Annotated in this window: 15 protein-coding genes and 2 pseudogenes; 8 read left to right on the forward strand and 9 right to left on the reverse strand. The window is 74.8% G+C overall.

Translation table 11 applies throughout. From position 1 onward, the window contains the following. Positions 1-221 precede the first annotated feature (221 nt). The 4 genes and pseudogenes from AB0L89_RS38910 (at position 222) to AB0L89_RS38925 (ending at position 5,115) form a co-directional block, all read left to right on the forward strand. The gene (locus AB0L89_RS38910; protein ID WP_365152314.1) at positions 222-1,640 is read left to right on the forward strand and encodes a HEAT repeat domain-containing protein; all 1,419 of its coding nucleotides are present in this window, start codon (positions 222-224) and stop codon (positions 1,638-1,640) included. Between the two features lie 187 nt (positions 1,641-1,827). Further along, a complete protein-coding gene (locus tag AB0L89_RS38915) occupies positions 1,828-2,952 on the forward strand; it encodes a glycosyltransferase family 1 protein (RefSeq protein WP_365152384.1) in 1,125 nt (374 codons plus the stop codon). Between the two features lie 146 nt (positions 2,953-3,098). Continuing rightward, positions 3,099-4,207 (forward strand): annotated as a pseudogene (locus AB0L89_RS38920) (glycosyltransferase); the annotation flags it as partial. Between the two features lie 38 nt (positions 4,208-4,245). Beyond that, a complete protein-coding gene (locus tag AB0L89_RS38925; protein ID WP_365152316.1) occupies positions 4,246-5,115 on the forward strand; it encodes an SGNH/GDSL hydrolase family protein in 870 nt (289 codons plus the stop codon). An 88-nt stretch (positions 5,116-5,203) separates the two neighbouring features. Here the strand turns inward: AB0L89_RS38925 and AB0L89_RS38930 are convergent, their stop codons facing one another. From AB0L89_RS38930 to AB0L89_RS38950, 5 genes and pseudogenes are all read right to left on the reverse strand, one after another. Next, entirely contained in the window at positions 5,204-6,073 is an 870-nt protein-coding gene (locus AB0L89_RS38930; protein ID WP_365152318.1) for a biotin-dependent carboxyltransferase family protein, read from the reverse strand. Beyond that, complete coding sequence (locus tag AB0L89_RS38935; protein ID WP_365152320.1) at positions 6,070-6,696, reverse strand: allophanate hydrolase subunit 1; 627 nt, start codon at positions 6,694-6,696, stop codon at positions 6,070-6,072. Before AB0L89_RS38935 ends, AB0L89_RS38930 begins: the two co-directional genes overlap by 4 nt. Continuing rightward, entirely contained in the window at positions 6,693-7,457 is a 765-nt protein-coding gene (locus tag AB0L89_RS38940) for a 5-oxoprolinase subunit PxpA (protein ID WP_365152322.1), read from the reverse strand. Before AB0L89_RS38940 ends, AB0L89_RS38935 begins: the two co-directional genes overlap by 4 nt. A gap of 51 nt (positions 7,458-7,508) precedes the next feature. Beyond that, positions 7,509-8,267: pseudogene (locus tag AB0L89_RS38945) on the reverse strand (putative hydro-lyase); the annotation flags it as partial. Between the two features lie 11 nt (positions 8,268-8,278). Continuing rightward, complete coding sequence (locus AB0L89_RS38950) at positions 8,279-9,580, reverse strand: MFS transporter (protein ID WP_365152324.1); 1,302 nt, start codon at positions 9,578-9,580, stop codon at positions 8,279-8,281. Between the two features lie 160 nt (positions 9,581-9,740). Here AB0L89_RS38950 and AB0L89_RS38955 point away from each other — a divergent pair, with 160 nt between their 5' ends. The 4 genes from AB0L89_RS38955 (at position 9,741) to AB0L89_RS38970 (ending at position 17,693) form a co-directional block, all read left to right on the forward strand. After that, entirely contained in the window at positions 9,741-10,445 is a 705-nt protein-coding gene (locus AB0L89_RS38955) for a GntR family transcriptional regulator (protein ID WP_365152326.1), read from the forward strand. A gap of 59 nt (positions 10,446-10,504) precedes the next feature. Then, positions 10,505-12,031: a hypothetical protein gene (locus AB0L89_RS38960; RefSeq protein WP_365152328.1), complete on the forward strand. Its 1,527-nt coding sequence runs from the start codon at positions 10,505-10,507 to the stop codon at positions 12,029-12,031. A 46-nt stretch (positions 12,032-12,077) separates the two neighbouring features. Then, entirely contained in the window at positions 12,078-12,971 is an 894-nt protein-coding gene (locus AB0L89_RS38965) for a hypothetical protein (RefSeq protein ID WP_365152329.1), read from the forward strand. 66 nt (positions 12,972-13,037) lie between these two features. Then, entirely contained in the window at positions 13,038-17,693 is a 4,656-nt protein-coding gene (locus AB0L89_RS38970) for a hypothetical protein (protein ID WP_365152330.1), read from the forward strand. Positions 17,694-17,716: 23 nt separating this feature from the next. On the opposite strand, the gene AB0L89_RS38975 is transcribed toward AB0L89_RS38970, so the two are convergent. The 4 genes from AB0L89_RS38975 to AB0L89_RS38990 are packed head-to-tail and all read right to left on the reverse strand — an operon-like array spanning position 17,717 to position 23,580. Further along, positions 17,717-18,853 (reverse strand): aromatic ring-hydroxylating dioxygenase subunit alpha, encoded by a 1,137-nt coding sequence (locus tag AB0L89_RS38975; RefSeq protein ID WP_365152332.1) that lies wholly within the window; start codon positions 18,851-18,853, stop codon positions 17,717-17,719. Then, positions 18,850-20,004: an N-methyl-L-tryptophan oxidase gene (solA, locus tag AB0L89_RS38980; RefSeq protein WP_365152334.1), complete on the reverse strand. Its 1,155-nt coding sequence runs from the start codon at positions 20,002-20,004 to the stop codon at positions 18,850-18,852. Before solA ends, AB0L89_RS38975 begins: the two co-directional genes overlap by 4 nt. Before the next feature lie 19 nt (positions 20,005-20,023). Further along, complete coding sequence (locus AB0L89_RS38985) at positions 20,024-22,498, reverse strand: FAD-dependent oxidoreductase (RefSeq protein WP_365152336.1); 2,475 nt, start codon at positions 22,496-22,498, stop codon at positions 20,024-20,026. Next, a complete protein-coding gene (locus AB0L89_RS38990; protein WP_365152338.1) occupies positions 22,495-23,580 on the reverse strand; it encodes an S-(hydroxymethyl)mycothiol dehydrogenase in 1,086 nt (361 codons plus the stop codon). Before AB0L89_RS38990 ends, AB0L89_RS38985 begins: the two co-directional genes overlap by 4 nt. Positions 23,581-23,728: the final 148 nt, after the last annotated feature.

Here is a 23,728-nt window from a genome sequence, read left to right on the forward strand (position 1 = left end):
TGATTCACGGACGCGACGGCGGGGCAGATGTTGCCGCACCGCGTGGACCGTGATCGGCCCGCCCCCGGACCTCCCGTCCGGGACCCTTGGGCCACCGACGAGAGGCAGAGGAAAATGGTCTTCGACAAGCAAGAGACGGCGGGCGGCCCGACGTGTTGGCGCACGGCCAGGTAATTGCGTGATTCCCGGTTGCGTCGACGCTTGATGTGAGGCTGTTTCCCATGTTCGATCCGGTCATAGCGCCCAGCGGTACGCTGCTCGGCCTGCTGCAGCGGGGCCGCGGCGACGGCACGCTGCACGCACTCACCGCACCACGGTCAGAGGCGCTCGCCGCCCTCGACCACTGTGTGCTGAACGATCCCCGCCACGACTGGCAGGTGGAGAACCGCTCGCTCTACTACGCGCGGCTCTACCTCGACCTGCACGGCGGACTCGGCGAGATCGAGCGGCATCTGTTCGATGCCGAGGACGTCCTGAACACGGACGACTCGCGCACCGGACTCGCCCTCGCCGTCCTCGGGCACCTCGCCTCCTACGGCAGGCAGGACGCCCTCGAACTCCTGCGGAGGTACGCGGCCTCCGGCACCAACTGGGCCTGGGCCCTGGACGAGCTCGCGCTGCGGGACGACGACGCGCACCTGCGCGCCCTCGGAGCCCCCGTGCTCGCCCGGTTCGCGCCCGACGCCGAGGGCGAGGCCGAGCTGGCCGCCGCCGTCCGCGACGCCTACGAACCGAGGCCCTGGAGCCTGTGGGAGGAGGACCCCCGGGCCGATATCGGCGCCCGCGTGCGATCCGCGCGGGAACAGGGCTCCTTCGACCGCTGGCAGCGCCAGATGCGGCCCTCGGGACCGCGTCCGGGCTGGAGCGTCCGGGCCGTCTTCGACTGGGCGCAGGAAGGCCTGGAGCGCGGCGCCGTGCTGCACGTGCCGGCCGCCCGCTGCCTGACCGCCGTCGCGGGACCCGAGGACCGGCCCGAGATCGTCGAGGCCGCCCGCAGCGGCTCCGACGGCGCCCGCGGCACCGCCCTGCGGTACCTGGCCGACGCCCACGACCCCGACGTCCTCGACCTCATCGAGTTCGCCGCCGAGAGCCCCTCCCCGGTCGTGGTGGACGCCGCGACCGGTGCCTTCGAGCGGATGCGCAGCGTCGCCGCCGTCGAGCGCGCCCGGCGCTGGGCCTACCGGCCCGACGCCCTCGGCGCCGCCGCGGGCCGCATGCTCGCCTGCCGGGGCGGCGCCCAGGACAGCAAGCTCGTCCTCGCCGCGCTGCGCGAGGCCGTCCGAGGCGAGGGCCCCGACGCGCCGACGCTGTGGACCCTCGTCGACGGCACCGGCCGCCTCGGCATCGCCTGCGCCGCCCCCGTGCTGCGGCACGTCTACCGCGAGACCACCTCGTCCCATCTCCGCGGCCGCGCCGCCCGCGCGCTGGCCGCCACCGACCCCTCCTTCGCCGCCGGCTTCGCCGTCGAGTGCCTGTGGGACTGCGAGGAGTCCACCCGCGAAGTCGCCGCACGGCACGCCGAGACCGGTGACGCCCGCGTCGTGAACCGGCTCAGGAGGCTCGCCGCGGACCCCGCCGAGGAGGACGAGGTACAGACCGCGGTGCGCAGCAGGATCGGACCCGACGCGCCCGCGGTGTAGCCCCCGCCCCGGGCCGCCGCCTCCCGTGGGCCGCGCCCGACCCGGCCCACCGCACCCCTCGTGCCGCGCCCGCCCCCGGACGGGCGCGGAGGGGAACGCTCATGGGACGTTCCTCGCCAGGAAAGATCCACGTTGACGCGGCCATGCCCCGCGCGACGACAACACCGGTATGCGAGTCACCACCGGTATGCGTGTCGTCATCGTCACCGAGTCCTTTCCGCCCGACGTCAACGGCGTGGCGCACTGCGCCGCCCAGACCGTGCGGCAGCTCGCCGCGCGCGGTCACCACGCCCTCGTCGTCGCCCCGGCCACCGCCGAGGGCGCGGCCGCCGACGCGGCGGCCCCCTGCCCCGTGATCCGTGTCCCCTCCCTCCCGCTGCCCGGCTACCCGCAGGTCAGGGTCGCGCTGCCCAGCCGCAGAGTGGCCGCGGCGCTCGCCGCGCACCGGGCCCAACTCGTCCATCTGGCCAGCCCGTTCGTGCTCGGCGCGCGCGGCATGGCGGCCGCCGCGCGGCTGCGGATACCCACCGTCGCCGTCTACCAGACCGACCTGGGCGGCTACGCCCGTACGTATTTGGGCAGGGGCGAGTCGACCGCCTGGCGGCGCATCCGCGGCGTCCACGCGGCCGCCGGCCTGACCCTCGCCCCGTCCTCCGCCGCCGTGCGGGATCTCGTGGCGCACGGGGTGCCGCGGGTGCGGCTGTGGCCGCGCGGGGTGGACTCCGTCCGCTTCCGGCCCGGACTGCGGGACACCGCCCTGCGCCGCGAACTCGCCCCGGACGGCGAGGTGATCGTCGGCTACGTAGGGCGCCTCGCGCCGGAGAAACGGATCGAGCTGCTCTCCGGAGTGTGCGGTCTCGCGGGCGTGCGCGTGGTCGTCGTGGGCGACGGGCCCAGTGAGGGCGCGGCGCGGGCCGCGCTGCCGGGCGCGCGGTTCCTGGGGCGGCGCACCGGCGGCGAACTGGCCCGGATCTTCGCCTCGTTGGACCTCTTCGTGCACACGGGCCCCCACGAGACCTTCTGCCAGACCGTGCAGGAGGCCATGGCCAGCGGTGTGCCGGTGATCGCGCCCGCGGCAGGCGGTCCGCTGGACCTCGTCGCGCACGGCAGGACCGGCCTCCTGGTGCCGCCGGACGACGCGGCCGCGGTGCGCGACGCCGTCCGGCTGATCGCGGGCGACCCCGGCCTGCGGGCCGCCTACGGAGCGGCCGGACGGGCCGCGGTCGCCGGCCGGACCTGGGAAGCGGTCGGCGACCAGCTCATCGGCCACTACGAAGAGGTGCTCGCGGCGCGGACGGGGGTGGCGGCGTGACCGGGACCGTGGAGACGCGGGTGAGGCCGCCGGAGGCATCCGGTACGCCCCTGGGGTGCGGTACGCCCCGCGCGGGGGCGCCGGGCGGCGGTGGGCCGGGCACCGCGGCGGGGAGCGGTGGGGTCCCGGCGGGGCGCGCGGGCCCGCTGCGGATCGTGCGGATCGCCAACTTCGTCACGCCCGCGTCCGGTGGACTGCGGACCGCGCTGCGGGAGTTGGGGCGCGGCTACCGCGCGGCCGGTCATGAGGCGGTGCTGATCGTGCCCGGCGAGCGGGCCGCCGTCCAGGACGACGAGCAGGGGCGGATCCTGACCGTGCCGGGGCCCGTGCTGCCCGGCACCGGCGGCTACCGCGTCCTCGCGGACCGCCGCAGGGTCGCCCGGCTCCTGGAGCGGCTGCCCCCGACCGCCTGGAGGTCAGCGACCGCACCACGCTGCGCTGGACGGGCGCGTGGGCCCGGCGGGCCCGGATCCCGGCCGTGATGGTCTCCCATGAGACGGCGGACGGGGTCCTCAGGAGCTGGGGCCTTGCGCCCGGGGCGGCCCGGCGCACCGCCGACGCCCTCAACTCCCGTACCGCGCACGCCTACGCGCGCGTGGTGTGCACCACGCGATGGGCCGAGCGCGAGTTCCTGCGGATCGGGGCGCGCAACGTCGTCCGCGCACCGCTCGGCGTCGACCTCGCCCACCGCCACCCGGGGCTGCGCGATCCGCGCGTGCGGGCCCGCCACGCGCGCGGGGACGAGGTGCTGCTCCTGCTGTGCTCCCGGCTGTCCGTGGAGAAACGCCCCGGCACGGCCCTCGACGCGCTGGCGGAGCTGCGGCGGGGCGGGGTGCGGGCCGTCCTCGTCGTCGCGGGCGACGGGCCGCTGCGGGGCCGGCTCGCGCAGCGGGCGCGGGAGCGGCGGTTGCCGGTGACCTTCCTCGGCCATGTCGCGGACGGCGCCGAACTGGGCGCGCTGCAGGCCGCGGCGGACATCTGTCTGGCCCCGGGGCCCTGCGAGACGTTCGGGCTCGCCGCCCTGGAGGCGCTGGCGTGCGGCACCCCTGTGGTGGCCAGCGCCTCGTCGGCGCTGCCGGAGACCGTCGCGGGCGCCGGAGCGGCGGCACGGGACACCGGTGAGGCCTTCGCGCACGCGGTGCGGGACGTCCTGGCGCGCCCGGAACGGGCCCGGCGCGCGGCGGCACGCGCGCGTGCCGAACGCTTCGGCTGGGACGCGTCGGTCGCCGCCTTCCTCGCGGCGCACGACGCCGCGCCGGTCCTGTCCGCGCGCAACCGTACGGAGGAGTGGGCATGAACGGGACGGCTGTGCCGGTGCGGACCGAGGTCCGGCGGCGGCTGCGCTTCGTGGCGCTCGGGGATTCACTCACCGAGGGCGTGGGGGATCCCGTCGACGGGGCGTGGCGCGGCTGGGCCGCCCTGCTGGCCGAAGGGCTCGGGGGCGACGAGGCCTCCGTGGAGTTCCACAACCTCGCCGTCAGCGGCGCCCAGACCGCCGACGTGCTGCGGCGGCAACTGCCCGCGGCGCTCGCCCTGCGGCCCGACCTCGTGTCCGTCGTCGTCGGGGTCAACGACACCCTGCGCCGCACCTTCGACATCCACTCCGTGGCCGCCCGCCTCGACGAGGTCTACGCGGCCTGCGCCGACCAGGGCGCCGTGCTCCTGACCGCCTGCCTGCCCGACCCCGGCGCGATGCTCGGCCTGCCCGGCGCCCTCGCCCGGCCGCTGGCCCGCAGGCAGCGCGCGGTCAACGCCGTCGTCCACGCCCTCTCCGAGCGGTACGAGGCCGTTCATCTGCACGCCGCCGAGGGCGACCTGGCCGCCGACCGGGCCCTGTGGAGTGCGGACCGGCTGCACCCGGGCGAGCGCGGCCACCGTCTCTTCGCGGCCCGGTGCCACGGACTGCTCGCGGCGCGCGGGCTCGCCGCCGGCCGGGCGCCCGCCCGTGAGCCCGCACTGCCGCCGCCCACCCGGTCGGCGAGCCTGTGGTGGCTCGCCACCGCGGGCACCGGCTGGGTCGCGCGCCGCTGCACCGATCTGCTGCCCCAGCTCCTCGCCCTCGCGGCGGAGGAGGTGCGGCATCAGCTGCGGGGCACCAGCGTGCGCCTGGACCGGGGAGCCACGCTGGCGGTGGCGTCGGCGCTGGCGTCGCTCCCGGCCTGAGGTCCGACCGGGCCTACGACCCGACCGGGTCTGAGATCCGACCGGGCCTGCGACCCGAGGCCGTGTTGTGGCACCGGTCCTGCCCGGGTCAGCGTCGCCCGGCGCCGACGAAGCGCACCGGCGTCCCCGGCGGAGCCTGTGCCGCAGAGGCGAGGTCCGCCTCCCGGACGACCGCCACCACCGGGTAGCCCCCGGTGGTGGGGTGGTCGGCCAGGAAGACGACGGGGCGGCCGTCCGGGGGCACCTGGACGGCCCCCAGGACCATCCCCTCGCTGGGCAGTTCGCCGTGCAGGGAGCGCTCCAGGGCGGGGCCCTCGGTGCGCAGCCCGATGCGGTTGCTCGCCGGGGACACCCGGTACGCGCGCGTGGTCAGCGTGTTCAGGGCCGCCTCCGTGAACCAGCCGGCGCGCGGCCCGAGCGTCACCCGCAGGACCAGTTCGCGGGGTGGCGCGGGCTGCGGGGCGGTGTCCACGCGCGTGTACGTGCCGTCGGGGGCGCCCAGCGGCAGCACGGCGCCGTCCGCGAACGGGGGCGGGCCGAGACCGGACAGGAGGTCGGTGGAGCGGCTCCCGAGCACCGGGTCGACGGCCACGCCCCCGTCGAACGCGATGTAGCAACGTACTCCGGAGACAACGGTTCTCACGTCGAGCAGCGCCCCCGCGGGCACCCGCACCGGTGCGCCCCAGGGGGCGGGACGGCCGTCGACGGTCACCGGGCAGGGCGCGCCCGTGACCGCGACTGTCACGGGTCTGCGCGGGCGCACGGCGCAGCCGTCGACGGTGGTCTCCAGGACGGCGGCGTCGGGCGGGTTGCCGACCAGGCGGTTGGCCAGGCGGGCCGCGGGCAGGTCCAGGGCCCCGGAGCGGGGCACCCCGAGGTGGGCGTGGCCGGGGCGGCCCCGGTCCTGCACGGTGGTCAGCGCCCCGGCGCGCACGACGGCGAGGGCACGGTCGGTCATCGCGCCTCCGGTGCGCGGTCGGGGACGAAGCGTACGCGGGTGCCGGGGGAGAGCAGCGCGGCGGGCACGCGCGCGTGGTCCCACAGCACCGCGTCCGTGGAGCCGATCAGCTGCCAGCCGCCGGGCGAGGTACGGGGATAGACGCCGGTGTACGGACCGGCCAGGGCGACGCTGCCCGCGGGGACGGCGGTGCGGGGCGTGGCCCTGCGCGGCACCTCGTAGCGCCGGGGCAGCCCGGTCAGATAGCCGAAGCCGGGCGCGAACCCGCAGAAGGCGACGCGGAATTCGGCCGCCGCGTGGATCCGCGCCACCTCGGGCACGGGCACGTCCCAGTGCGCCGCGACGTCCACGAGGTCGGGGCCGTCGTAGCGCACGGGGATCTCCAGGACCGCCTCGGTGCGCGCGGGCAGCGGCGGGATGTCCCAGGCGGGCAGCTCCGCACCGACGCGGGCGGGCTCGTCGAGGCCGTCGAGGAGCACCGTGCGGGCCGCGGGAACGATCTCCCGCACCCGCAGGGCGCCCGTCGCGCGGCGGCGCAGCAGCTCGGCGTGGAGCGCCTGGGCCTCGGCGCCGTCGGCGAGTTCGACGAGCAGGGCGCGGTCGCCGACCGGCAGGGCCCTCATGCGAAGGCCGCCACGCGCACGCCCACCGACTCCAACTCGGCGCGCACCCGGCGGGCCAGGTCCACCGCGCCCGGAGTGTCGCCGTGCAGGCAGAGCGACCGCGCGCGGACAGCGATTTCGTGGCCGCCGCGGGAGGTGACGAGGCCGAACCGGGCCATGCCGACGGACCGTTCGACGACGGCGTCCGCCTCCGTGATGACCGCCCCTTCGCTGCCGCGCGGCACCAAAGTGCCCTCTTCGGTGTAGGCGCGGTCCGCGAACGCCTCGGTGACGACCGGGAGTCCGGCCTTCTCCGCCACCGCGAGCAGCCGCGACCCCGGCAGCCCCAGCAGGGGCAGGGAGGCGTCCGCGAGGAGCACGCCGTCGACGACCGCGCGGGCCTGCTCCTCGTCGTGGACGACGCGGTTGTAGAGCGCGCCGTGCGGCTTCACGTACGACACGCGCGTACCCGCCGCGCGCGCGAACACCTCCAGGGCGCCGATCTGGTATGCCACTTCGGCGGCCAGCTCCGCGGCGGGCACGTCCATGGCGCGCCGCCCGAAGCCCGCCAGGTCGCGGTAGGAGACCTGCGCGCCGATCCGCACCCCGCGCTCGGCCGCGCGGTCGCACACCCGGCGCATGGTGGCCGCGTCCCCGGCGTGGAACCCGCAGGCCACATTGGCGCTGGTGACGACGGACAGCAGTTCCTCGTCGTCGGTCAGGCGCCAGCGGCCGAAGCCCTCGCCCAGGTCGGCGTTCAGATCGATGGGGGCCGTGCTCATCTGGGTGGGTCTCCTCTGTCGTTCTCGGCACCCGGGGTGCCCGGTGCCGGGTCAGGCCACGCGGTACTGCTCGTCCCTGGCGTCGGTGACGAACATCCGGCCCGGCGCGTGCGTGATCGCGAAGGGCGGCTTGGAGGCCATCACCGCGGCCTGCGGTGTCACCCCGCACGCCCAGAACACCGGGATGTCGTCCGGTGCCAGGTCCACGGCGTCGCCGAAGTCGGGCCGGTCCAGGTCCTCGATGCCGAGCCCGGCGGGGTCGCCGCAGTGCACCGGGCTGCCGTGCACGGCGGGCATCAGGGAGCTCTCCCTGATGGCGTCGGCCAGGTGCCGGGGCGGCACCGGGCGCATAGACACGACCATCGGGCCGTGCAGCCGGCCCGCGGGGCGGCAGGGGCGCGCGGTCACGTACATGGGGACGTTGCGGCCCTGCTCGATGTGGCGCAGCGGCACTCCGGAGCCGGCGAGCGCCCACTCGAAGGTGAAGCTGCAGCCGATCAGGAACGTCACCAGGTCCTCGCGCCAGTGGCCGACGACGTCCGTGGGCTCCTCCGTCAGCTCGCCGTGCTCCCACACGCGGTACAGCGGCAGATCCGTGCGCAGATCGGCGCCGGGGGCCAGCGGGGTGGCCCAGGAGCCCGCGTCGGTGACGTCGAGCACCGGGCAGGGCTTGGGGTTGCGCTGGCAGAACAGCAGCATGTCGTAGGCCCAGTCGGCGGGCACGGAGATGAGGTTGGCCTGGGTGAAGCCCCTCGCCTGCCCCGCCGTCGGGGTCGTCTCGCCCGCGCGAAACCGTGCGCGGGCCTCCTTGGCCCCGTGGCTCACAGCAGTTCCCTCCCCCGTGTCTCCGGGAGGCCGAGCAGCGCGAGGACGGCGAGGCCGTAGCCGACCGCTCCGAAGACCAGCGCCCCGCCGACGCCCCAGCTGTCGGCGAGGAAGCCGACCATGGTCGGGAAGACGGCGCCCACCGCGCGGCCCGTGTTGTACGTGAAGCCCTGACCCGTGCCGCGCACGGCGGCCGGGTAGAGCTCGCTGAGGAACGAACCGAAGCCGCTGAAGATCGCCGACATGCAGAAGCCGAGCGGGAAACCGAGCACAAGGAGAAGGCCGTTGGCCCCGTCCGGGATGTTCGTGTACGCCAGGATGCAGGCCGCCGAGAGGAACGCGAACAGCGTGATGTTCCGTTTGCGGCCGAGCTTGTCGGTGAGGTAGCCGCCGGTCAGATAGCCGATGAAGGCGCCGGTGATCAGGAAGGTGAGATAGCCGCCCGTGCCGACGACGGTGAGGCCGCGCTCGCTCTTGAGGTAGGTCGGCACCCAGGTGGCCAGCGTGTAGTAGCCGCCCTGCACACCGGTGGACAGGAGCACCGCGAACAGCGTGACGCGCAGCAGGCCCGGCTTGAAGATGGCCGTGAACGACCCCTTGTCGGCGCTCTTGTGCCGCTCCTCGGCGGCCTCCGGGGCGTCGTGCACGTTGCGCCGCACATAGACCACGAGCAGCGCGGGCAGCGCGCCGGTCCAGAACATCACGCGCCAGGCGACGTCGTCGTCCAGGAACTGGAACACCAGGGTGTAGACGATCACCGCGAGACCCCAGCCCACGGCCCAGGCGCTCTGGATCGCGCCGAGCGTGCGGCCGCGGTTCTTGGCGGTGGCGTACTCGGCGACCAGGATCGCGCCGACCGCCCACTCGCCGCCGAAACCGAGGCCCTGGAGGGCGCGGAAGACCAGCAGCGTCTCGTAGTTGGGCGCGAATCCGCAGGCGACGGTGAACACCGCGTACGTGACGACCGTGATCATGAGCGCCTTCACGCGGCCGATCCGGTCGGCGACGACGCCCGCGACGGCCCCGCCCACCGCGGAGACGACCAGGGTGACGGTGGTGAAGAGGCCGGTCTGGCCGCTGTCGAGGCCGAAGTACGCCGCGAGCGCCACCATGCTCAGCGGCAGCGTGAAGTAGTCGTAGGAGTCGAGGGCATAGCCCCCGAAGGCACCGGCGAAGGCGCGCCGGCCGCGCGGTCCGAGCGCGCGCAGCCAGCCGAACGCGCCGCTGTCGTCGGGCAGTCCGCCCTGGTCGGGGCGTATGTCGGCCGGAGCCGACGAGGGGGGTGGGGTCGTGCTCATGGGCACCTCGCAGATGAGGGACGGAGGGTGCTGGGAGCGGCTGTGGGGAGGGTGGAGCGGTGAGCCGTGCCCGACAAGGTAGAGGATCGTTGAACGATCCCTCAATACCCCTGTTGTTTCGTTCTGCCATCTGCGATTGAATCCGGGCATGGCGGAGGGGATGGCTGCAGTGAGCGGACTGGCGGACGACCGCGCGCTCCTCGGGCGCACCAGCACGGCCGAGCGCGTCGCGGACATCCTCAGGAGCCGCATCGCCGAGGGGTTCTTCCCGCCCGGCACGCGGCTGTCCGAGGACAGCATCGGCGGGGCGCTCGGCGTCTCGCGCAACACCCTGCGCGAGGCCTTCCGGCTACTCACCCACGAGCGCCTGCTGGAGCACCAGCTCAACCGGGGCGTCTTCGTGCGCGTGCTGACCGACGAGGACGTGGCGGACATCTACCGCACCCGGTCCCTCGTCGAATGCGCGGTCGTGCGCGGGCTCGGCGAACCGCCGTACGCGGTGGACGGGCTCGCCGACGCCGTGACGGAGGGCCGGCGGGCCGCGCGCACCGGCGACTGGAAGGGCGTGTCCACCGCCAACATCCACTTCCACCGCGAGCTCGTCGCGCTCGCCGGGAGCGCCCGCACCGACGAGCTGATGCGCAGCGTCTTCGCCGAACTGCGCCTGGCCTTCCACGTGGTGGACGACCCCCGGCGGCTCCACGAGCCCTACCTCGCACGCAACAAGCGGCTCCTCGACGCGCTCCGGGAGGGCCGCCGCGACGACGCCGAGGCGCTGCTCGCCGAGTACCTCGACGATTCGCTCCGCAGGGTGCTCGACGCGTACGGTCGGCGCGGCGCGGAGGGTGAGCGGACCGGCGGCTGAACCCTGCCGGGTCTGCGCCGTTTCGACCGTTGTCAGACCGAGGACCTAGTCTGTGCACCGTGACTTCGCCTGCCGTTACGGACACCGCTCCGCCCCAGCTCAGCGCGGGGCCGCGCCCCGCTCCGGGCCCGGCCGCCGACGAGGGCCTGGCGCGCCGCCTGCGCGCCCTCGCCTGCACGGCTCCGCTGCATGACCTGGACGCCCGCAAGGCCAATCTCGCGGGCGAGTACTCGGTGTACGCGATGGCGGAGGTGGCCCTGTCCGCCATCGACCTCGTCACGCTGAACATGGACTTCGACACCGGCGCCGACCACGAGCAGATCGTCGCCAGGCTGCTCCCGCGCGTCGCGGCCCAGGCCCCGGGCCGCCCGGCCGCCGAGCACGAGCGCGTCGCCCGCTGGGTCCTGGAGAACCTGATCAACGTCGGCAGTGTCGACCGCGGCTTCCGCGCGGTGTACGGCACGTTCGCCCCCGATGGGACCTATGTCCGCAGGGACTACGACTTCAAGCTCCTCGAAGAGGTCCCCGGCTACGGCGGCGGTGTCTATCTGCGCACCACCGACGAGGCGGTCAACGTCCTGGTGGGCGCCCTCGACACGGACGTCACCAGCGCCCAGATCGCCGCCGAGGTGAAGCTGGAGGTCCTGATCCGCCGGGGCCGCCTCGCCGACGCCCAGCTCGCCGCCGAGCAGGCGCGCTACCGCACCGTGCAGTACTCGGAGACCCTGCGCAAGGCCCTCGACGCGACCCGGCGCAACGTCCGGGCGGTCGACTGGCTCCAGGCCGTCCCCGACATGATCGCCGAGGCGCTCGACCACGTCGCCGACCGCTACCGCCACGAGAACGCGATCCTGACCAACATCCGCAAGGCCCGCGACGAGTCCGAGGACCCCGAGCACAAGCGCCGTGCCGCCGAGCTGGTCGACATCGTCAAGGACTGCATCCGCCGCCACACCCAGCTCCAGTCCCGCCTCCTGGAAGCGGGCCCGCTGTTCCGCGCCGAGCAGGACCGGCAGGCCTTCGCGACGCCCACCGCGCGCGCGGGCCTCGATCTGTACGGCCAGCTCGTCGCCCCGCTCCTGCCGCTCCCCGCCGAGCAGGCGACCCGCGTGACGGACGCCTACTTCGCGCGCGGCACCGGCCTGCGCACGCCCGTGTCCGTGCGCGTGGGCGACCTCGTCGACATACTGCTCACGCCGCCCGTGGAGCGCGAGCACCTCGGCGCCGAGATGCCCGAGCCCGACCTCATCGCCACCCCGGACGACAGCCGCTTCAGCGAGGAGCAGCTCGCCAGTGCCATGGAGCTGCTCGACCTGCCCTCCGACGCGCCGCGCCGGCTCTCCGGACTGCTCGCGGAGGCCCGCCTGCGCGACGCCGAACTGCCGTACCTGGTCGCCCTGTTGGCCGTCCACGCGGCCAGCCCGCCGGTCGGCACCGCCTACCGCCAGGGCGAGGAGAAGCTGCTCTTCGCCGTGGACGACGGCACCGAGCTGGACGACGAGGAGTTCGGCGGCGCCGACCTCATCGTCGGCACGGCCCTCCTGGACGCCGTCGGCATGGCCGCCGACCGCACGGAGGCCGCGTGACCATGTCCCACCCCTTGACGCACCACCTCACCAAGGAGCACACGCCGTGACCGAGCACCCCGCAGAGCACGCCGCGTGGGGCGAGCCGGACTCCACGGCGGCGCCCGCCGCCACCGCCCCCGTCACCCCCGCGGACGCCGCCGACGCCGCGCGGCTCGTCGCCTTCGGCCTGCAGCCCAAGCTCCAGCCCGCCCGCGACCAGGAGTACGCCGAACTGCTCCGCCGCTACCGCGAGGACCCGCCCTTCGCGCGGTTCGCCGACGCCGTCGCCGCCGGGCTCGGCCTCGTCGTCCTGGAGGTGTCCCCGCGCGCGGGGATGGCCGTCACCGCCGCCGAGGACTCCGTCTTCGCCGTCCGCATGGGCGACTACGCCCGCCGTGCCGCGACCGACTCCACCGACCGCTTCCTGCACGGCCTCGCACACCTCGCCGTCGCCGCCATGGCCTTCCCGCGCCCCGAGGACCTAGCCGACGACGGATACATCGGCCGCGTCACGGTCAACGGGGTCGACGCGTTCGTGCGCCAGGCCTGCCACCGCCTGGAGGAGCGCGCCGGGGAACAGGGCGAGAACACCGACCCGGCCACCGACGCCCCCGGCCTGGAGGCCGCCTGGCGGATCTGGGCGCGGCGCAGCTCGACCGGCGCCACCAAGGACGCCCGCCGCCTCGCCGGATCCACCACCGGCATCATCGGCAAGGCGGTCGCCTTCCTCACCGACTCCGGGTTCCTGCAGCGCACGGGGGACGACTCCGGAGGCACGTACCGCACCACCGCCCGCTATCAGCTCCAGGTCCGCGACATGGCGGGCAGCGCCGCCATGGCCGAGCTCCTGGACCTCGGAATCGTGCCGGTCACCGACGGATCGGCGACCCTGCTGCCGCCCCAGGACGCCGACGACCTGGAGCTGGCCGCCGACGCCGGGCTGCCGTTCCACTCCTGACGGGCCACCGCCCGCCCCCCTCACCTTCCTGCCGTTCCGCACGACTTACGACGAGAGTCCGCCGCCATGTACGAGCTGTCCCGGGTCCGCCTCTACTCCATCGGTCCAGCCGGTGCCCGCTACGCCGACACCGTGCTCGACCTGCGCGGCGTGGGCGCCGAGGTGCCCGACCCCGCCCCCACCCAGGCGGAGTTCTTCGAGGACGAGCCGGTCGGCCCGCCGCGCCGCCCCGCCCCCGCCGGCGTGCTCTTCCTGGAGAACGGCGGCGGCAAGTCCGTCCTGCTCAAGCTGATCTTCTCGGTGATGCTGCCCGGCCACCGCAACACGCTCGGCGGCGCCAGCTCCGGCGTGCTGCGCAAGTTCCTGCTCGCCGACGACTGCGGGCACGTCGCCCTGGAGTGGCAGCACACCCTCACCGGCGAGTGCGTCGTCGTCGGCAAGGTCAGCGAATGGCGCGGACGCCAGGTCTCCAACGACCCGCGGAAGTTCGCCGAGGCCTGGTACTCCTTCCGGCCCGGACCCGGCCTGAGCCTGGACTCGCTGCCCGTCGCCGAGTCCACCGCCGTGCGCCCGCCCGTCGAGGGCGCCTCCGGGGCCCAGGGCCGGCGGCGCACCATGAAGGGCTTCCGCGACGCCATGACCGAGGCGGTCAAGGCGTACCCCCACCTCGAAGTGCACTGGGAAGAGATCCACGACCGCTGGAACGAACACCTCGGCGACCTGGGCCTCGACCCCGAACTCTTCCGCTACCAGCGGGAGATGAACGCCGACGAGGGCGAGGCCGCCGGTCTCTTCGCGGTCAAGAAGGACTCCGACTTCACCGACCTGCTGCTGCGCGCCGTCACCGACACGCGCGACACGGACGGCCTCGCCGACCTCGTGCACGGCTTCGGCAACAAGCTGGGGCGGCGCGCCGAGCTGATGGCCGAGCGGGACTTCACCGCCGGCTCCGTCGACCTGCTCGGCCGCATCGTCGACGCCGCCGACACCCGGGCACGCGCGCGTGACGTGCACGCGGGCGCCGAGCGCCGCACCAGGACCCTGGCGCGCAGGCTCTCCGCGCGCGCCGTCGAGGAGCGCGGCCGCGCCGCCGACCTCGCCGAGCAGGTCACCGCCGCCGCCCACACCGTCACCGGCGCCGAGCAGGCCCGCGGCACGAGCGCGCTGATCTCCGCTGAACTGGCCTACCGCCACGCCTCCCTGGCACTCACCGTCGCGGAGAAGGCCGCCGCCGCCCAGCGCCGCGAGCTCGCCGACGCCCGCACCCTGCACTCCGCCTGGCAGGCCGCCGAAGCCGTGCTGCGCCACCGCGCGGCCGCCGACCGCTCCGCGCGCGTGGCCGTCGCGATCCGCGAGGCCGAGCGCGACGCCGCCCCGGCGCTCGCCGCCCGCGCGAAGGCCGCCTCCGACCTCGTCCGCGCCCTGCACACCGCGGCGGAGGGCGCGGAGAACCTCGCGAACGAGGAGGAGGAGCGTTCCGCCGCCCTCCAGGAGACCGGCGAGGCCGCCCACCGCGACGCCACCGCCGCCGCCACCGAGGCCCAGCGCGCCCGCAGCGAGCTCGGCCACCTCAAGCAGCGCCTCGCCGAGGTCGAGCAGGAGACCGCCGAGGCCGTCCGCGCCGGCTGGCTCGACGACACCGCCCCCGACGCCGACCCGGCCCGCGCCGCCCTCGCCGCGAGCGACGCCGAGAAGACCACCGTCGCCGCCTGGGACACCGCCCGCGAGGCCGCCCGCCGGGCCGCCGACCACGCCAAGGAGACCGCCGCCGCCGAGGCCCGCGCCGAACTGACCGCGGCCCGCGCCTCGGACGCCGCGACCGCTGCCGAGGCCGCCCACGACGCCGAGCGCCGCGCCGCCGAGTCCCTCGCACAGAACGAGCGCCTCGCCGAGCTGCTGAGCCTGCCCACCGGCGGCGGCGTGCCCCTGCCCCGCCAGGGAGCGGGCGCCTCCGGCGAACCGGCCCCGGCCGACGGCGCCCTGTCCGTGGCCGAGCTCGACCGCTCCGCGGACGACCTGCGCACCCTCCTCGAAGACAGTGTCGCCTCGGCCGAGCGCCAGCTCTTCGACCTGCGCACCGCCGCGGCCGACGACTCCCGCATCCTCGGCGCCCTCGGCGACGGCGGACTCCTGCCGCCGGGACCCGACGTCCTCGCCACCGTCGAGTTCCTCGGCGAGCACGGCATCCCCGCGCTGCCCGGCTGGCGCTACCTCGCCCAGGCCGTCGACCCCGCCGACCACGCGCGCGTGCTGGCCGCCCGGCCCGAACTCGTCGACGGCGTCGTCATCACCGACCCCGACACGCACGCCCGCGCGCGCGACGCACTCGCCGACGCCGCCCTGCTGCCCCGCTCGGCCGTCGCCGTGGGCACCGCCGCCGCCCTCCTCGCCCCCACCCCGGGTGAGCAGAGCACGGACAGCGGCGTCTTCCTCGTACCGCCGAACCCGGCCATGCACGACGAGCACGCCGCCGACGAGGAGCGGCAGGCGCTGCGCACGCGGGCCGCCCAGCGGGACGAGGAGATCCGGGCGCTCGCCGTCCGGCTCGGCAAGGACCGCGAGCTCGCCGCCCGCCTCGGCTCCTGGCGCGCGGGCTGCCCGAGCGGCCGCCTCGCCGAGCTCGCCACCGCCGCCGAGGAGGCGCGCGCCTTCGCCGAGGAGGCCGAGGCCGAGCTGGCCGAGGCCCGCACCGCGCGCGCCGAGGCCGACGAGGCGGCGGGCGAGGCGGCCCGCGTACGCGACGAGCGCCAGGAGGCCGCCCAGCGCGCCCGGCGCGCCGCCGACGCCCTCGCGGGCCTCGCCTTCCGGCTCCGCGAGCGGGCCGGCTGGCAGGCCAAGCTGCGCGAACTGGCCGACGACGCCGTGGAGTCCGAGGCCCGCGCCCAGACCTGCCTGGACCGGGCGCGCGCCGCCGACGAGGACCGCCGCGCCGCCCAGCGGGCCGCCGACGACGCCCGCCGCACCGCCCGCGCGCTGCGCGCCGAGCGTGCCGAGATCGCCGGCGCCCCCGAGGACGTACCGGAGGACACCGAGGCCCCCAAGACCTCGCTGCCCGCCCTGCGCGAGGCCTACCGCGCGGCCTCCCAGCTCTACGAGAAGGTCGGTGTCGGCGCCGACCTGCGCGCCGAGCAGGCCCGCGCCGAGAGCGACGAGTCCGCCGCCCTCGCCGAGCTCGACCGGCTCAGCAACAAGGTCCGCACCCGCGCGGCCCTGCTCCTCGAAGGCCCCGACGGCTCCGACGGACCGTCCCGGCAGGCCGCCGCCGCGCGCGCCGAGGCCCAGGTCCAGCTCATCGAGGCGCGCGCCTCCACCGCGAGCGAGCAGCTCGGCCGGCTGCGCGGCGAGGCCGAGCGGCACGCCCCCGAGGACGGCGGGGCCCACACCGAGCTGCCCGAGGACCTCGTCCCCGCCGACGCCGAGCAGGCCCAGGCGCTGCTGCGCACCGCGACGGGCGAACTGGCCGCGCGCACCGAGGCGTTGACCCGTGCCAAGGAGGCCCACGCCGCCCTCCTGCACACCCACCGCGCCACCGAGGACGCGGCCGGCGGCTTCGACGAGACCGCCGCCCTGCTGCGCGACCTGCTCCGCGAGCACCAGGAAGAGGAGGGCGAGGAGGCCCCCGAGGCCTACCCCGGCTCCCTCGAAGAGGCCCGCCAGTCCGCCGCCGAGGCCCGCCGCTCCCTGCGCGGCTGCGCCGCCGACCTCTCGGCCGCCGAGTCCGCGGTCCGCGAGGCCAGCGACGTCCTCGTACGCCACGCGAACGCGACCCGGTACGAGCAGGTGCGCACCCCCGCGCGCCAGCAGATCCGCGAGCTGCCCGCCTCCGCGCTGCCCGAGCACGCCAAGAAGTGGGCCGACGCCTTCGCGCCCCGACTGCGCGTCCTCACCGACGAGCTGGAGCAGCTGGAGCGCAACCGCGACAGCATCGTCGACCGCCTCCGCGGCCTCGTCGAGTCCGCCCTCGCGACCCTGCGCTCCGCCCAGCGCCTGTCCCGGCTGCCCGAGGGCCTCGGCGAGTGGTCGGGCCAGGAGTTCCTGCGCGTCCGCTTCGAGGAGCCCGACCAGGCCACCCTCGTCGAGCGGCTCGGCGAGGTCATCGACGAGGCCACGCGCGCCGCGGTGAAGAAGAACTCGGACATGCGGCGCGACGGCATGTCCCTGCTGCTGCGCGGCGTCCAGGCCGCCCTGGAGCCGCGCGGCATCGCCGTGGAGATCCTCAAGCCGGACGCGGTGCTGCGCGCCGAGCGCGTGCCGGTCGGGCAGATGGGCGACGTGTTCTCCGGCGGCCAGCTGCTCACCGCCGCCATCGCCCTGTACTGCACGATGGCCGCCCTCCGGAGCAACGACCGAGGCCGCGACAAGCACCGCCACGCGGGCACGCTCTTCCTGGACAACCCCATCGGCCGCGCCAACGCGACGTACCTCCTGGAGCTCCAGCGGGCCGTCTCGGACGCGCTCGGCGTGCAGCTGCTCTACACGACCGGCCTGTTCGACACGACCGCGCTCGCGGAGTTCCCGCTGGTCATCCGCCTGCGGAACGACGCGGACCTGCGCGCGGGCCTGAAGTACATCAGCGTCGAGGAGCACCTGCGTCCGGGCCTGCCGCAGCAGGACCCGGACGGCGAGACGGTGCACGGCGAGATCACCGCGACGCGGATGTACAAGCGGCCTTCGCCGACGGCCACGGGCGTGACGGCCCAGGCCTCGGGCGCGACCGCCTAGGCGGCGCTCCCCGGGGGGCACCGCTAGGCGAGCAGCTTGGTGAGCCACTCGTGGAACAGACCGATGTGGTGCTCGGTCGGCACCAGCACCCCGCCCGCCCGATAGGCGCGTGACGCCATCGCGGGCTGGGTGCGCTCGCAGGCCGCGAAGTCCTGGGCGTTGACCCGGTGGAAGAGCTCGACCGACCTGCTCAGGTCGGCCCCGGAGGCGACGACGTCGGGTGCGTACAGCCAGTCGCACTCGACGACGGTGCGGTCCTCTGCCATCGGGAACATCCGGTGCAGGATCACGTGGTCGGGGACGAGGTTGACGAACACGGTCGGCTTCACGGTGATCGCGTAGTAGCGGCGGTCCTGCTCCTGCGACACCTCGGGCAGCCGCCCGAAGCCCGTGCCGCCGTCCACGGTGAAGCCGCCGACGTCCTCGCCGAACGCGGCGCCGTGCCCCACGTAGTACTGCGCGGCGAAGCCGTCCGCGAACTCCGGCAGGACGTCGGTCAGTTCGGGGTGGATCGTCGCGCAGTGGTAGCACTCCATGAAGTTCTCGACGATCAGTTTCCAGTTGGCGCGCACGTCGTACCTGACGCGTTTGCCGAGCGCGAGGTGCTCGGTGCCGTAGTGCTCGATGGACGCCGCGTCGCCGAGCCGCTCGACGGCGGCGCCGACGACGGTCTCCTCGAACGAGGGCGGATCGTCGGCCAGACACACCCAGGCGTAGCCGAGCCACTCCCGCAGGGCCACCGTGACCAGGCCGTACGCGGCACGGTCCACGTCCGGCATCTTCGTCAGAGCGGGCGCGGCGACCAGACGTCCTTCGAGGTCGTACGTCCAGGCGTGGTACGGGCATTGGAGGGCGCGCCGCACCTGGCCGGACTCCTCGGTGCACAGGCGGGCGCCGCGGTGACGGCAGACGTTGAGGAAGGCCCGCAGCTCCCCGGTGCGGGTGCGGCTGATCAGGACGTTCTCGCGGCCGACCTGGACGGTGCGGAAGGCGCCGGGTGCAGCGAGGTCGGCGGCGCGCACCGCGCAGAACCAGAGCGCTTCGAAGACGCGTTCCTGCTCCTGCCGGAAGATCTCCGGGGAGGTGTAGTAGTGGCCGGGGAGGGTCGCGATGAGACTCGGGGGCAAGGGGCTCGTCGTCACGGTTGTCGTACTCCTCATGCGGGCGCGGCCGTGAGCCGGCTGGGGTCGAAGAGCTCGATGGGGTGCCCGGTGCTGCCGTCCAGCGCCAGGTCGGCGACGATCTCGCCGACCACGGGCACGAACTTGAAGCCGTGGCCGGAGAAGCCGGCCGCGACGGTGACCGACCCGGGGTGCGCCGGGTGGCGCGCGATGACGAAGTGTTCGTCGGGGGAGTTGGAGTACATGCAGGTGGCTGCCTTGAGGAAGGAGCCGGGCAGGGTCGGGATCAGCCGGCCCACCTGGTCGGCCATGGCCGCGACCTCGTGGTCGTGGACCGTCCGCTCGATCGTCTCGGGGGTGCAGGGCGTGCCCTTGCGGAAGAAGGCGACCTTCGCGCCGAGGGCGGGCCCGTCGATGGCGGGGAAGCCGTAGACCTGGACGCCCTCCGCGTCCTCCCAGATGTAGATCGGGTGGGTGTCCGGGCGGAAGGGGCGCACCCCACCGGTGGGCTGGAACCAGTACATGACCTGGCGTTCGATGGTGAACGGCACCCCGAGGTCGGTGAGCAGCCCCGGCGCCCACGCGCCCGGACAGATCACCAGCTGCCCGGCCGTGTAGGTGTCCTCGGCGGTGTGCACGCGCACGCCGTCCCGGTACGGCTCCCACCGCGTCATCGGCTCCTGGAAGTGCAGGTCGGCGCCCTGCCGCGTGGCGATCTGCAGGTGTGCGGCGACGGTGTTCTCGGGGCGGACGAGGCCCGCCCGCGCCTCGTACAGCGCCACCTCGTCGTCGCGCGGGGTGAGGGTCGGGAAGCGGCGGCGGATCTCCTTCGCGTCGAGGATCTCGTGGGGCAGGTCCCAGCGCTCGGCCGAGAGCCGGGAGCCGGCGACGGTGCGGCTGTCGGGGCGGCCCAGCATCACGCCGCCGCACAGGGTGGCGATCTCGCGGCCGGTGTCGCGTTCGAGGCGTTCGTAGAGTTCGTAGGCGCGCAGCAGCAGCGGTACGTACGCGGGGTCCTCGAAGTAGGACTGGCGGGTGATGCGGGAACCGCCGTGGCTGGAGCCGTGGTGGTGGACCGGGCCGAACTTCTCCAGGCCGAGGACGCGGGCGCCGCGCGCGGACAGGTGGTGGGCGGCGGCGCTGCCCATGCCGCCGAGGCCGATCACGATCACGTCGTAGGTGGGGGACATGAGGGGAGTCTCCTGGCGGCTAGCGGCGGATGCGGGTCATCTCCGGGTCGAACAGGGGCTCTTCGGCGACGGTGGCGGGAACCTTCTCGCCGAAGTACTCGACGTGCACTCCGGTGCCGCTCTCCAGGGGCGGCAGCCAGGCGTAGGCGACACAGCGGCCCAGGGTGTACCCGTACGCGGCGCTGGTGACGTACCCGGCCGGGCCGCCGTCGACGTACACCGGTTCCTTGCCGAGGACGACGGCGGCGGGGTCGTCGAGGAGGAGCGGCGTGAGCTTCCGCGTCGGCCCACCGGTCGCTTCGAGCGCCGAACGCCCCACGAAATCACCCTTGTTCATGCGGACGGCGAAGCCGACGCCCGCCTCCTCGGGGGTGTGCTCGGTGGTCATGTCGTGGCCCCAGGCGCGGTAGCCCTTCTCCAGGCGCAGGCTGTTGAAGGCGGAGCGTCCGGCCGCGATCACGCCGTGCTCGCGGCCCGCCTCCCACAGCGTGTCCCACAGACGCAGTCCCAGGTCGGCGGTGGTGTACAGCTCCCAGCCCAGCTCGCCGACGTAGCTCAGGCGCAGCGCGGTCACCGGGACATGCCCGAGGTAGGTCTCCTTGGCCTTGAAGTAGCCGAACCTGTCGTGGGAGAAGTCGTCGCGGGTGAGCGGCTGGACGAGCGCGCGGGCCAGCGGGCCCCAGACGCCGACGCAGCAGGTCCCTGAGGTGATGTCCCTGAGGTGGACGTCGTCGGGCGCGTGCCGGAGCAGCCAGTCCAGGTCGGCGGGCGAGTTGGCGCCGACCTGGAAGCGGTCGGGCGCGAGACGTGCCACGGTCAGGTCGGAGCGGATGCCGCCCGCCGTGTCGAGCAGGAGCGTGTAGGTGACCGAACCGGGCTTCTTGGCGAGGTTGTTGGTGGTCATCCGTTGAAGGAAGGCGAGGGCGCCAGGGCCGGTGACCTCCAGGCGGCGCAGCGGCGTCATGTCGTAGAGGGCGACCTTCTCGCGGGTGGCGCGGGCCTCGGCCGCCGCGATCGGGGACCAGTGGCGCGCGGCCCAGGGGTCGCGCTCGGCGAGCCCCATGACCTCGGCCGGCCCGCCCTCGGCCCGGAGTTCGTCGGCCAGCGGGGCGTTGGCCTCGTACCAGTGCGGGCGTTCCCAGCCGCCGCCCTCCAGGAAGACCGCGCCCAGCTCCTGCTGACGGGTGTGGAAGGGGCTGACCCGTAGGGGACGCGGGCGCTCCATCGGCTGGAGCGGGTGGATCACGTCGTACACCTCGACGAACTGCTGCGCGCCGCGCTCGGCGACGTACGCGGGGGAGCGCTGCGCGTCCTCGAAGCGCGTCAGGTCGCACTCGTGCAGGTCGAGGGAGGGACGCCCGTCGACCATCCACTCGGCGACCGCTTTGGCTACGCCCGCGGAGTGCGTGACCCACACGGCCTCCGCCAGCCAGAACCCGCGCAGCCCACGGGACTCGCCGAGCACCGGCATGCCGTCGGGCGTGAAGGAGAAGACGCCGTTGAAGCCCTCCTCGATCTCCGTCTCCTTCAGGGCGGGGAGCAGCCACCGGCAGTCCTCCCAGCTGGGCGCGAAGTCCTCCTCGGTGAACGGGTACGAGGACGGCATGTCCTCGGCGTCGTCGTAGGCCGGGACCGTGAACGGGTCGACGGGCAGCGGCCGATGGGCGTACGAGCCGATGCCGATGCGGTCGTGGTGCTCGCGGAAGTACAGGTCACGGTCCTGGAAGCGGAGGATCGGACGCGAGGCCTCCGTCCGCGGACCGTCGACGCCGGAGAGCTCGGGCAGGGGCGCCGTCTTCGCGTACTGATGGGCGAGCGGCAGCAGCGGCACGTCGACACCGGCCATCCTGCCGATCACCGGTCCCCAGAACCCGGCCGCGGAGACCACGTGGTCGGCGGGGAACGTGCCGCGGTCGGTGACGACGGCGGTGACCCGGCCGCCGTCCCGCTCGATGCCCGTCACGGTGTGCCGGTCGAGAAATCGTGCGCCACGCGCGCGTGCCCGCTCCAGTTGGGCGCGACAGGCGGGCACGGCGCGGGCCAGGCCGTCGTCGGGCGTGTGCAGCCCGCCGTACACCTTGGTCGCGTCGACGAGCGGCCACAGCTCCTCGCACCGTGCGGGGCCGACGAGTTCGGCCCGGATGCCCCAGGACGCGGCGAGACCGGCCTTGCGGTGCAGATCGGCCCAGCGCTCGGGCGTGGTGGCGAGTTCCAGGCCGCCGACGGCGTGGAAGCAGGGCAGCCCGTCCGCCTCCAGCGCGCCGAACTTCTCCACGGTGTACGCGGCGAACGCGGTCAGCGTCCTGGACGGGCTCGTCCGGAAGACCAGCCCCGGCGCGTGCGAGGTGGAGCCGCCCGGCGCGGGCAGCGGCCCCTGGTCGAGGACGGTGACGTCGGTCCAGCCGCGGGCGGTCAGCTCGTCGGCGAGGGAGCAGCCGACGACACCGGCGCCGATGACGACGACGCGGGGTTCTTGGGTCCGGGGGCCGCTCACAGGACCACCACCGAACGCAGCACCTCGCCCCGGTGCATCCGGGCGAAGGCCTCCTCCACCTGCTCCAGGGAGATGGTCTCCGAGACGAAGGCGCCCAGGTCGAGCCGGCGGCTGAGGTACTGGTCGACCAGGATCGGGAAGTCCCGGGTGGGCAGGCAGTCGCCGTACCAGGACGACTTGAGGGCGCCGCCGCGCGAGAACAGCTCGATCAGCGGCAGGTCGACGGTCATCTCCGGATCGGGCACCCCGACCTGCACGAGCACGCCCGCGTGGTCGCGCATGAAGAAGGCCTGCCGGTACGTCGACGGGGTGCCGACCGCGTCGATCGCCACGTCGACGCCGTGGCCCGAGGTCAGTTCGCGGACCGCGGCGACCGGATCCGTGCCACGGGAGTTGACGGTGTGCGTGGCGCCGAACCGGGTCGCGCCGTCCAGCTTCGCGTCGTCGATGTCGACGGCGATGACACGGCGTGCCCCGGCCAGCGACGCCCCGGCGATCGCCGCGTTGCCGACGCCTCCGCAGCCGATGACCGCGACGGTGTCGCCGCGTCCGACTCCGCCGGTGTTCACGGCGGCCCCGTACCCCGCCATCACGCCGCAGCCGATGAGCGCCACGGCCTCGGGGCGGGCCGCCGGGTCGACCTTCACGGCCTGCCCCGCGGCCACCAGGGTCTTCTCGGCGAAGGCGCCGATGCCGAGGGCGGGGGAGAGCGGTGTGCCGTCCAGGAGCGTCATGGGCTGTGCGGCGTTGCGCGAGTCGAAGCAGTACCAGGGGCGGCCGCGCAGACAGGAGCGGCAGGCCCCGCAGGGCGCGCGCCAGGCGATCACCACACAGTCGCCGGGCGCGAGATCGGCGACGTCCGCGCCGACCGCCTCGACGGTGCCGGCCGCCTCGTGGCCGAGCAGGAACGGGAAGTCGTCGTTGATCGCGCCCTCCCGGTAGTGCAGATCGGTGTGACAGACCCCGCAGGCCTGCACGGAGACGAGTACCTCACCCGGGCCGGGATCTGGCACGACGATCGTCTGCACCTCTACGGGTGCGCCTTTCTTCACGGCGACGACGGCACGGACCTCGTGGGGCACGGCCAGACTCCTCTGCTGTTGCGCACGTCGGGACGGCGTGGGTGGGTACGGCGGGGATGGCCCCTGTCGCGTACGGCAGGAAGGTGTTGTTGCGCTGTGCACGATCGGTTGCGCTATGAGAGACATAGTGGGAACGCCATCAAGAGGC

Source organism: Streptomyces sp. NPDC052114, from assembly GCF_040680155.1.
Classification (GTDB): domain Bacteria; phylum Actinomycetota; class Actinomycetes; order Streptomycetales; family Streptomycetaceae; genus Streptomyces.